Origin of the sequence: Kitasatospora nipponensis (assembly GCF_039528135.1) — a bacterium.
GTDB classification, from domain to species: domain Bacteria; phylum Actinomycetota; class Actinomycetes; order Streptomycetales; family Streptomycetaceae; genus Kitasatospora; species Kitasatospora nipponensis.
In genome coordinates, this window is the sequence record NZ_BAAALF010000235.1 from 1 (window position 1) to 10,858 (window position 10,858).

Consider the following 10,858-nt stretch of genomic DNA (forward strand, 5'->3'; position numbering starts at 1 on the left):
GGCGCCGCCGCCCGGTTCGGGGTAGAGCAGGGAGAGGCAGGCGAGGTCGGGGCCCAGCAGGTCGCGCCGGCTCGGCGGCAGGTCGGTCAGCGCCTCCTCGACCGCCAGCGCGTCCTCCAGCAGGCCGGCCCGCTCCAGCGAGCCGAGCGCCTCGCTGACGTACGACGGGGGCAGGCCGAGCCCCTGGCCGGCCGCGGTCACCGCCGGGCCGTCCCGGCTGCCGTCCAGCAGGCCGAGGAAGGCGCAGAAGCGGTCGTCCGCCCCCGCCACCAGGCGGGCCCGCCCGGGGGCCGTCCCGAGCTGGAGGGTCTGCTGGTCCCGCCAGGCGCGGGACAGCGCCGTCTTGAGCATCGGTCGCATGACACGCCTCCTCTCCCGGTCGCGGCGAATTCGCTCACTCTCGGAAATCAATTGATTTCCTTCGGTGATGACAGCCTGCCCCACCTGCGGGAATTCGCCAAACCAGTTATCCACAGCCCTGTGGAGATGATCCGACGAGCATTCGAGCGGCCCATTCCGTTTGTGATCACCGGTGAAAAGAATTCGGCCACGGCAGCGGACTTCTGTCCGTGCCAGCCGGTAACGTCGTGTGCCATGGCAGCCGAACGGGACTCCCAACCCTCGGCGTCGCCTCGGCGTGCCCGTGCAGCGGCCGGGCCCGCAACGGCGACGCGCGGGCGGCCGGACGTGGCCCAGGTCGCGGAGCACGGCCCGGTGGAGGTCCGCCGCAGCGCCCGGCGCAGCCGCACGGTCTCCGCCTACCGCGAGGGCGACCGCACGATCGTGCTGATCCCGGCCCGGATGTCACTGGCCGAGGAGCAGCGCTGGGTGGCCCAGATGCTGGAGCGGCTGGCCGCCCGGGAGAGCCGGCGCCGGCTCGGGGACGACGCGCTGGCCGAGCGGGCCGACCGGCTCTCGACGGCGTACCTGGACGGCCGGGCCCGGCCCGGACAGGTCCGCTGGGTCACCAACCAGAACTCCCGCTGGGGCTCCTGCACGCCCAGCGAGCGCTCCATCCGGCTCTCCCACCGCCTCCAGGGGATGCCCGAGTACGTGGTGGACTACGTGCTGCTGCACGAACTCGCGCACCTGCTGGTACCGGACCACGGTCCGCGCTTCTGGTCCCTGCTGGAGGCCTACCCGAAGACCGAGCGGGCCCGCGGGTACCTGGAGGGGGTCGCCTCGGCCGCCCGGCTCCCGCACATCCCCGGCGCTCGGGAGGCCGAGCCACCCGACCTCCCCGAGTACCCCGAGGACGAGCCCGAACTCTGTGGCTGACGGCCTGACCCCGCCCGGCAGGCCGGGCGGGGTCAGGAGGTCAGCTGGTCAGGCGGTCAGTGCGCGGCCCACGGCGACCAGCCGGCGCAGTGCGTCGTCGGTCGGCTCGGGCAGCTCGTCGTAGCCGAACCAGCGCAGGTCCAGCGACTCCTCGCTGATCAGCTCCCGCGCGCCCGGCGGCGCCACCGCGATGTACTGCACGTCCAGGTGGGTGTTCTCCGGCCGGTCCTTGCCCGCGCAGCGCACCTGGTGCCGGTCGAGCCGGGCCGGCGCGGGCCCCTCGCCCGCCACCGTCAGCAGGGTGAGCCCGGCGATCCCGGACTCCTCGACGCCCTCGCGCAGCGCCGCCGCCGCCAGCGACCGGTCACCCGGCTCGCAGTGGCCGCCCATCTGCAGCCAGAGGCCGACCTTCGGGTGCAGGGTCAGCAGCACCCGCCCGGCGGCCGGGTCGATCACCAGGGCGCTGGCCGTGACGTGCGCGGGCAGGCAGGAGCGCCACAGGCCGTCCGGCCGCTCGGCGAGGTGCGCCAGGTAGTCGTCGCGCAGCCGCTCCTGGGCGGCGTCGGTGCCCGCCCAGGACTCCAGGGCGCGCACGGCGTCCGCGTGCAGGGCGTCGGCGGGCAGGGCGTCCGCCTGCGGGGTGGTGTGGTCCGCGGTGGTCATGAGCTGGGCTTGTCCCCGTCCTCGGAGCCGGAGGCGTCGTTCGGCGCGTCGCCGGTGGTGGGGGCCTCGCCGGTCGCCTTGGGCGCGCCGCCGGTGGGACCGCCGGCCGCCGCCTCGCCGAGCAGCTTGTCGATCGCGTCGAAGTCGAGCCCGCCCTCGGCCGGCTCGTCCCCGCCGCGGTGCACGAAGCCGTCCGGGTCGTCGAGGTCCTGCGCGGTCGGCAGCATGTCGGGGTGCTGCCAGAGCGCGTCACGGCCGTCGACCCCGCGGGCGTCGGCGAGCGAGGCCCACAGCCGCGAGGCGTCCCGCAGCCGGCGCGGTCGCAGCTCGAGCCCGACCAGGGTGGCGAAGGTCTGCTCGGCCGGCCCGCCGGTGGCGCGGCGGCGGCGCAGCGTCTCGCGCAGCGCGCCGGCCTGCGGCAGGTGCGGCTCGGCGGCGGCGTGCACCACCGCGTCGACCCAGCCCTCGACCAGCGCGAGCGCCGTCTCCAGCCGGGCCAGCGCGGCCTTCTGCTCGGGGGTGTCCTCGGGCTGCAGCAGCCCGCCGGCCAGCGCCTCCTGCAGGGCCTCCGGGTTCTCCGGGTCGAGCCGGCCCATCAGCTCCTCCATCCGGGAGGTGTCCACCTTGATGCCCCGGGCGTAGGCCTCGACGGCGCCGAACAGGTGCGCCCGCAGCCACGGCACGTGGGCGAAGAGCCGCTGGTGGGCGGCCTCGCGCAGGGCCAGGTAGAGCCGGACCTCGTCGGCGGGCACGCTCAGGCCCTCGCCGAACTCGGCGATGTTCTGCGGCAGCAGCGCGGCGTTGCCGGCCGGGGCCAGCGGCAGGCCGACGTCGGTGGAGCCCAGCACCTCGGCGGCCAGTGCGCCGAGCGCCTGGCCGATCTGGGTGCCGAACATGGCGCCGCCCATCGAGCGCATCACGCCCATCAGCGGTCCGGCCATCGCCTGCATCTCGTCGGGCAGCACGCCGCCCATCGCGTTGCCGACCCGCTCGGCCACCGGGTCCACCAGCTCCTGCCAGACCGGCAGGGTGGCCTCGATCCACTCGGCGCGGCTCCACGCCACCGCGCTGGCGGAGGAGGAGGGGAACTCGGTGGCGGAGTCCAGCCAGAGTTCGGCCAGCCGCACCGCCTCGGCGACCGAGGAGCGCTCGGCGTCGTTGACCGAGCGGTCCTTGCTGCGGCCCTCGACGGGCTCGGCGACCACGGTCTGGCGGGCGATGTCCTTGGCCAGCTGCCAGTTCACCGGACCGCCGTCGAAGGAGAGCATCTGGCCGAGCTGCTGGAAGGCGGCGCCCAGGTCGCCCGGGTTCATGCCGCCCATCATGGCGGCGAACGGGTTGTCGCCGGGGGCGCCGCCCGCGCCGCCGGGGCCGCCCATGCCGAAGAGCGCGCCGAACGGGTTGGCGCCGAAGCCGAAGGACTGCGGCTGGGACGGCTGCCCGCCCGACCCGCCCGACGTGGCCGCGTCGTCCTTCTTGCCGTCCTTCTTGCCGTCCTTGCCGTCCTCGGGCTCCTCGGGCGGGACACCGAATCCGAAGGGGAGGTCGCTCACGGGTTCCTCGATCTGGTCGGCCGTCACGCGCGGATGGTGTGGCGGGAAAGCAAGTGGGGGACAGCGGGTGGGACGTACGGTGTGCGGGTGGGGACCACCGGTGCCGGCCGGCTCCGAGCGGGCTCGCCCGCGCCGGGTGCGCCGCCGGGCCCTCTCCTCGGGCAGGATGGACCGTACGTGACACTCGTACGTACGCACATAAGCTAACCGTGGAGGATGGCCGGTGAGTTCCCCGCCTTCGGACGTTCGCTCTGGGCTGACCGGAGGCGAGGAGGACCAGGCAGCCCCTGGGTCCGCGTCCCCAGCCTACGGCGGCCGACCGCTCACCGTCGCCGTCACCGGCGCCGCCGGAGTGCTCGGCGACCGGGTCGCCGCCCGGCTGGTCGGGTCGCCCGGCGTGCGCAAGGTGCTGGCCATCGACGACCGGCGCGGCGAGGCGACCGGTGTGCAGTGGCGGGTGCTGGACGTGCGCGATCCGGCGGTGGCCGAGCGGCTGAGCGGCGTCGACGTGGTGGTGCACCTGGCGATGGACCTCGGCATGGAGTCCGATCCGCGGGCCCGGAGCGCGTACAACGTGCGGGGCGCGCAGACCGTGGTGACCGCCGCCGCGGCCGCCGGTGTGCACCGGGTGGTGCTCTGCACCTCGGCGATGGTCTACGGCGCGCTGGCGGACAACGAGGTGCCGCTGGCCGAGGACTCCGAGCTGCGGGCCACCGAGGAGGCCAGCCTGGTCGGCGACCTGCTGGAGATCGAGCGGCTCGCGCGCCGCGCGCCGCGCGCCCACCCGGGCCTCCAGGTGACGGTGCTGCGTCCGGCCGTGCTGGTGGGCCCCGGCGTGGACACCGTGCTGACCCGGCACTTCGAGGCGCCGCGGCTGCTGGTGGTCGCCGGTTCGCGGCCCTGCTGGCAGTTCTGCCACCTCGACGACCTGGCCGCCGCCCTGGAGTACGCGGCGCTCGGCCTGGTGGAGGGCGAGCTGGCGGTCGGCTGTGACGGCTGGCTGGAGCAGGAGGAGGTCGAGGCGCTCGCCGGGATCCGCCGCATGGAGCTGCCCGCCGCGCTGGCGCTGGGCACCGCGGCCCGGCTGCACCGGCTCGGCCTGACGCCGGCGCCGGCCGGCGACCTCGCCTACACCATGTACCCCTGGGTGGTCTCCGGCAGCCGGCTGCACGAGGCCGGCTGGCGCCCGCGCTTCACCAACGAGCAGGTGCTGGCGGAGCTGCTGGCCCAGGTCGCCGGCAAGCACGCGCTGGCCGGGCGGCGGCTGGGCGGCAAGGAGGCCGCCACCAGTCTGGGCGCGGCCGGTGCGACGGTGGCCCTGGTCGGCACCGCGGCGCTGGTGCGGCGGGCCCGCAAGCGCCGCCGGATCTGAGGCCGGTCCGGACCGGCGAGCCGGAGCCCGTGAGCCGGAGCCCGTGAGCCGGAGCCCGCGCGCCGGGCCCACGAGGCCGGGCCGTTGAGCCGGTGCCGCGCGCCGGGCCCATGAGCCGAGCCCATGAGGCCGGGCCGCCGGAGCCCGGAAGCCTTGGACAACCCGACAATTGTCGAGCCCCACCCGGCATGTCGGATCATGGGAGCATGTCCGATAACCACGACCCCATTCGCCTGCTCGCCGTGCGCGAGACGCCGCTCTCCCTCGACGAGGTGTACGCGGCGGTCGGTGACGACGCCGCCGGTGGCACCGCGATCTTCGTCGGCACGGTCCGCGACCACGACGGCGGCAAGTCGGTGGCCGCGCTGGAGTACAGCTGCCACCCGAGCGCCGTCGACGAGATGCGCCGGATCGCGGAGAAGGTGGTCGCCGACTACCCGGTCCGGGCGCTGGCCGCCGTGCACCGGGTGGGCCGGCTCGACATCACCGACGCCGCCGTGATCGTCGCCGTCTCCTGCCCGCACCGCGGTGAGGCCTTCGCCGCCGCCCGCAAGCTGATCGACGACCTGAAGCACGAGGTGCCGATCTGGAAGCACCAGGTCTTCACCGACGGCGAGGAGGAGTGGGTCGGCGCCGGTTCCTGCTGACGCCGCCCGGCGCGGAGGGGTCCGGCCGCCCGGTGCCCCGGGTCCTACCCGTTCGGGTGCCTGCGGTATGACGAATACGCCTGTGGGGTGGCGGGTCGCGCCATGCCGTAACTCGAATGGCCTGACAGCCGTTCTCAGTGCGGGCGGTTAATGTGCTGATAGGCACTATGAGCTGGGAGGACGGACATGGCTGTACTGGCCTGGTTGGGGATCCCCGTCGCAGCAGGTGTGGTCGCCGTCATCTGGGCGGCCTGGGCCGCCCGACCCCCACGCGCCACGGGGGACGGCGCCTCGCTCGCCGAGCACCAGCGCTTCCGCGCCGCGATGGAGCGCAGCACCGGCGGACACCGGGTTCCGCAGGAGCACGCGGACCGCTCCGGCGTCTGACCCGGCGGGCGCCGACCCGGGCCGGTCCCGTACTGTCGTGGCATGCCACGCCGCTCTGCGACGATGCTCGCCGCCACCCTGCTGCTCATAGCGCTGCTCTGCGCCTCGGTGCTGATGAAGGTGCCCTACACGCAGCTGAGTCCGGGCCCGACGTACAACACGCTCGGCGCCCAGGACAAGAGCGGCACCCCGGTGATCAGCATCTCCGGACAGCAGACGTACCCGACCACCGGGCACCTCAACATGACGACCGTCCAGGTCACCGGTGCCACCTACCAGCCGAGCCTGGTCTCGGTGCTGGTCGGCTGGTTGCGGGACGACGTGCTCGTCGTGCCGCACGACAACATCTACCCGCAGGGCCAGACCGAGCAGCAGTCCGAGCAGCAGAACGCCGAGGAGTTCGCCTCCTCGCAGGACAGCGCCAAGGCGGCCGCGCTGACCCAGCTCGGCTACCCGGTCGGCAACGAGGTGATCGTCTCCTCGGTGGTGGCCGGTGGCCCCTCCGAGGGCCGGCTGCACGCGGGCGACCGGATCGTCGCGGTGGACGGCACCGCGATCACCGACGCGGCCCAGGTGGCCAAGCAGGTCACCCAGCACAAGCCCGGTGAGAACGTGGTCTTCACCATCGTGCCGCACGCCAAGGACGGGGCGAACCCCTCGGCGGCCGACCAGAGCCAGGTCACCGTCACCACCACCAAGGCGCCGGACGCCGACCGCGCGATGGTCGGGATCCTGCCCGGGGTCGCCCACACCTACCCGTTCAAGATCGACATCGGTCTGCAGGACGTCGGCGGTCCGAGCGCGGGCCTGATGTTCTCGCTGGGCATCGTGGACAAGCTCACCCCCACCGACCTGACCGGCGGCCAGTTCGTGGCCGGCACCGGCACCATCGACGACAGCGGCAAGGTCGGCCCGATCGGCGGCATCTCGATGAAGGTCATCGCGGCCCGGGACGCCGGCGCCCGGTACTTCTTCACCCCCAGCGACAACTGCGCCGAGGCGAGCAAGAACACCCCGAGCGGGCTGCGGCTGATCAAGGTGGACACGCTGGACGGCGCCCTCAAGGCGCTGGGACAGATCCGCGCCGGACAGGACGCGGCGCTGCCGTCCTGCACGACCTCCTGACCCGACGGGTCACGGCCGGCCGGCGACGGTCCGCCACCCACGGGACGGCCCGCCGCCCGCACCGCACAGGTGCCGGGCGGCGGGCCGTCGGCCGTCTCAGGCGAAGGTCGCCAGCAGGGCCTTGGTCAGGCCGGGCACCAGGTCGGGGCCGGTGAGCACCTCGCGGGCCAGGTCCTTCTCGCGCAGCCGCAGGGCCGTCTCGCGCTTGCCGTCGCGCAGCACGGCGGCGGTGATCCGGACCTCCTGGCGCTTGGGGTGGTTGGCCACCCACTCGGCCAGCTGGGCGTCGGTGGCCTTGGCCGGACGGCTCTTCTCGGCGCCCGGCGGCAGCATCAGCCGCTCCACCACCAGCGCGCAGCCGGCCACCATGTCCGGCCAGGCGATGGTGCCGAGGAACTCGTCCAGGGCCATGCCGTCGGGCAGCTCGTCCTGCTCGACCGGGGTCAGCGAGCCGTCCTGCGCGGCGTCGAGCCCGAGTTGCTTGGCCACCGCCGGGTCGGTCCGGCGCAGCTTGGCACTGTCGACCAGCGCGAAGAGCCGGGCGGGCTTGTCCCAGCCGAGCCCCGCGACGTACTCGTCGATCTCCAGGGCGGCACGGGTGAGCGGGGTCGCGGCCGGCGGCAGGCCGGCGTCGGCGGGGGTGTTCTGGGCGTCGGACATGACCCAATTTTCACACGCCCGGGGCCGGCCGGGCGCCGCGCAGGGCGGGGGTCCGGCCGCCGTGCCGGCCCCGGGCGGGCGGCCGCGCCGGGTCAAGGAGCGGTATCGGAGGCGTCCCGGCCCTGGGAACTGAACGGAAGGCTGATTAAGTTGCTCTGGTGGGCGCCCCGGCAAACCCGGTGTCACCCGCTCGGCTCCACCCGTCCGGCCTGTCCAGGGCCCGATCCGACCACACAACAGCAGAGGTGCCACCTTGGTATTCCAGATGCCCGACCGCGAGGGGCCGGGGTTCCGTCCAAGAGTCGGCCCACCCTCCCGGCGCGCCAGGGTGCTGCTGATGACCGCGGCCGTCCTGGTGCTGCTGTTCCTGGCCTTCGTCCTGTTCGCCGGTTTCTGGACGGACTGGCTCTGGTTCAAGTCGGTCCACTACTCCTCGGTCTTCACCACCCAGCTGTGGACCAAGATCGGGCTCTTCGCGGTCTTCGGGCTGCTGATGGCGGTGGCCACCGGGCTGAACATCTGGCTGGCGCACCGGCTGCGGCCGCCGCTGGCGGCGATGTCGGTGGAGCAGCAGAGCCTGGACCGCTACCGGATGGGCGTGGCGCCGTTCCGCAAGTGGCTGCTGATCGGCGTCTCGCTGCTGGTCGGCCTGATCGGTGGGGCGGCGGCCTCCGGTCAGTGGCGGCTGTGGCTGCTGTGGACCAACGAGACGCCGTTCGGGGTGAAGGACAGCCAGTTCCACCTCGACGTCTCGTTCTACGCCTTCGAACTGCCCTGGTACGAGTTCGTGCTGGGCTTCGCGTTCAGCGTGGTGGTCGTCTCGCTGATCGCCGCGCTGCTGGTGCACTACCTGTACGGGGGGCTGCGGCTGCAGGGCCCCGGCCGCCGGGCGACGGCCGGCGCGCAGGGCCATCTCGCCGTGCTGCTGGGCCTGTTCGTGCTGCTCAAGGCGGTCGCGTACTGGCTGGACCGGTACGCGCTGGCGGTGAAGACCGGTTCCTACAAGGGAGTCGACGGCTGGACCGGCCTGCGGTACGTGGACGCCAACGCGTTCCTGCCGGCCAAGACCATCCTGTTCTGCGTGGCGCTGATCTGCGCGGTGCTCTTCTTCCTCACCCCGCTGCGGCGGACCTGGGCGCCGGCGCTGATCGGCTTCGGCCTGATGGCGCTCTCGGCGGTGCTGATCGGCGGGCTCTACCCGGCGATCGTGCAGCAGTTCCAGGTCAAGCCGAACGAGCAGGCCAAGGAGACGCCGTACATCAAGAAGAACATCGACGCGACGCGGCAGGCCTACGGCATCGCGGACGCCCAGCCGCAGCAGTACTCGGCGAACGGCTCCACCGACCCGGCCTCGCTCGCCCCGGACGCCCAGACCGTCGGTGACATCCGGCTGCTGGACCCGAACATCGTCTCGCCGACCTTCCAGCAGATCGAGCAGCAGCGCTCCTACTACGGCTTCCCGAGCACCCTGGACGTCGACCGCTACGGCACCGGGGCGGGCGCCCAGGACACCGTGATCGGGGTGCGCGAGCTGAACCTGAACGGCGCGCAGCAGGGCAGCTGGATCAACGAGCACTTCAAGTACACCCACGGCTACGGGGCCGTCGCGGCCAAGGGCAACCAGGTCAACGACAAGGGTCAGCCGGTCTTCACCGAGTCCGGCCTGCCCACCACCGGCAGCCTCGGCGACTACGAGCAGCGGGTCTACTACGGCGAGGGCACCAAGGACTACGCGATCGTCGGCGGGACCAACCAGGAGATCGACTACACCTCGGACGGCGGCCAGAAGAGCTACCAGTACCAGGGCGGCGGCGGGGTCTCGCTGAACAACCCGATCACCCGGGCCGCCTACGCGGTGAAGTTCGACGAGCCGCAGATCCTCTACTCGGGCGCGATCAACACCGGCGCCCAGGTGCTCTACGACCGCACGCCCAAGGAGCGGGTCGAGAAGGTCGCGCCCTGGCTGGCGATCGACGGCGACCCGTACCCGGTGGTGCAGGACGGCCGGCTGACCTGGGTGCTGGACGGCTACACCACCTCCGACGGCTACCCGTTCTCCTCCAAGACGACGCTGGGCGACGCCACCAAGGACTCGCTCAGCTCCGAGCGCGGCCAGGTGCTGGCCGACGCCGACCAGGTCAACTACATCCGCAACTCGGTGAAGGCCACCGTGGACGCGTACACCGGCGCGGTGACGCTCTACCAGTGGGACGAGAGCGACCCGGTGCTGAAGACCTGGATGAAGGCCTTCCCCGGCACGGTCGAGGCCAAGGACCGGATCCCGGCCACGCTGCTGCCGCACCTGCGCTACCCGCAGGACCTCTTCAAGGTGCAGCGCGACCTGCTCGGGATGTACCACATGACCGACCCGAACTCCTTCTTCAACGGGACGGACATCTGGCAGGTGCCGGTCGACCCGACCATCGACACCAAGCAGGTCCAGCCGCCGTACTACCTGACGGTGCGGATGCCCGGGCAGGACGCCTCGGCGTTCTCGCTGACCACCACCTTCGTGCCCAACGACCGCGACAACCTGGCCGCCTTCATGTCGGTGGACTCCGATCCGGGGCCGGACTACGGCAGGATCCGGATCGTGCAGGTGCCCAGTGACAGCAAGACGCTGGGGCCCAAGCTTGTCCAGTCGCAGTTCAACTCCAACTCGGCGGTGGCCTACCAGCTCACGCTGCTGAAGAACGGCAGCGACGCCGACGTGGAGTACGGCAACCTGCTGACCCTGCCGGTCGGCGGCGGGTTCCTCAACATCGAGCCGGTCTACGTCAAGGGCCGCGGCGCCAACTACCCGGTGCTGCAGAAGGTGCTCGCGGTGTACGGCAACGACCGGGTGGCCTTCGAGGACACCCTGGCCAAGGCGCTGGCGAACGTGCTCGGTTCGGCCCCGGGGGTCACCGCCACGGCGCCGACCACCACGCCGCCCACCGGGACCGGCAGCACGCCCAGCCCGGGGACCGGCACCGGCACGCTCGACCCGGCGCTGAAGAAGGCGCTGGACGACGCGCAGAAGGCCTTCACCGACAGCCAGAACGCCTTCAAGGCGGGGGACTGGGCGGCCTACGGCGCGGCCCAGAAGGCGCTGCAGGACGCGCTGAACGCGGTGGCCGCGGCCGAGCCGGCGGGCGCGGGCGCGACGCCCGGCCCGGCCGGCCCGCCGCCGG

At 73.1% G+C, this 10,858-nt stretch carries 9 protein-coding genes and 1 pseudogene; 6 read left to right on the forward strand and 4 right to left on the reverse strand.

Going from position 1 to position 10,858, the window contains the following annotated elements; all coding sequences use genetic code 11:
- Positions 1-360, reverse strand: a pseudogene (locus tag ABD323_RS36260) (ThiF family adenylyltransferase); the annotation flags it as partial.
- A 234-nt stretch (positions 361-594) separates the two neighbouring features.
- On the opposite strand from ABD323_RS36260, the gene ABD323_RS36265 reads away from it, so the two are divergent.
- A complete protein-coding gene (locus ABD323_RS36265) occupies positions 595-1,278 on the forward strand; it encodes a M48 metallopeptidase family protein (protein WP_425556286.1) in 684 nt (227 codons plus the stop codon).
- A gap of 48 nt (positions 1,279-1,326) precedes the next feature.
- On the opposite strand, the gene ABD323_RS36270 is transcribed toward ABD323_RS36265, so the two are convergent.
- A complete protein-coding gene (locus ABD323_RS36270; protein WP_344446352.1) occupies positions 1,327-1,941 on the reverse strand; it encodes an NUDIX hydrolase in 615 nt (204 codons plus the stop codon).
- Positions 1,938-3,494: a zinc-dependent metalloprotease gene (locus ABD323_RS36275; protein ID WP_344446359.1), complete on the reverse strand. Its 1,557-nt coding sequence runs from the start codon at positions 3,492-3,494 to the stop codon at positions 1,938-1,940. The genes ABD323_RS36270 and ABD323_RS36275 overlap by 4 nt, the downstream gene beginning before the upstream one ends.
- A gap of 223 nt (positions 3,495-3,717) precedes the next feature.
- Here ABD323_RS36275 and ABD323_RS36280 point away from each other — a divergent pair, with 223 nt between their 5' ends.
- The 4 genes from ABD323_RS36280 (at position 3,718) to ABD323_RS36295 (ending at position 7,025) form a co-directional block, all read left to right on the forward strand.
- Positions 3,718-4,866: an NAD-dependent epimerase/dehydratase family protein gene (locus ABD323_RS36280; RefSeq protein WP_344446353.1), complete on the forward strand. Its 1,149-nt coding sequence runs from the start codon at positions 3,718-3,720 to the stop codon at positions 4,864-4,866.
- 206 nt (positions 4,867-5,072) lie between these two features.
- Positions 5,073-5,513, forward strand: coding sequence for a molybdenum cofactor biosynthesis protein MoaE (locus ABD323_RS36285; RefSeq protein WP_344446354.1), 441 nt, complete (start codon positions 5,073-5,075; stop codon positions 5,511-5,513).
- Positions 5,514-5,699: 186 nt separating this feature from the next.
- Complete coding sequence (locus tag ABD323_RS36290) at positions 5,700-5,900, forward strand: hypothetical protein (RefSeq protein WP_344446355.1); 201 nt, start codon at positions 5,700-5,702, stop codon at positions 5,898-5,900.
- Between the two features lie 42 nt (positions 5,901-5,942).
- The gene (locus ABD323_RS36295) at positions 5,943-7,025 is read left to right on the forward strand and encodes a YlbL family protein (protein ID WP_344446356.1); all 1,083 of its coding nucleotides are present in this window, start codon (positions 5,943-5,945) and stop codon (positions 7,023-7,025) included.
- A 96-nt stretch (positions 7,026-7,121) separates the two neighbouring features.
- Here ABD323_RS36295 and ABD323_RS36300 read toward each other — a convergent pair whose 3' ends face one another.
- Entirely contained in the window at positions 7,122-7,685 is a 564-nt protein-coding gene (locus ABD323_RS36300; protein WP_344446357.1) for a PPA1309 family protein, read from the reverse strand.
- A gap of 265 nt (positions 7,686-7,950) precedes the next feature.
- Between ABD323_RS36300 and ABD323_RS36305 the strand changes: the two genes are divergently transcribed.
- On the forward strand, positions 7,951-10,858 hold a 2,908-nt coding region (locus ABD323_RS36305; RefSeq protein WP_344446358.1), incomplete at its 3' end, for a UPF0182 family membrane protein.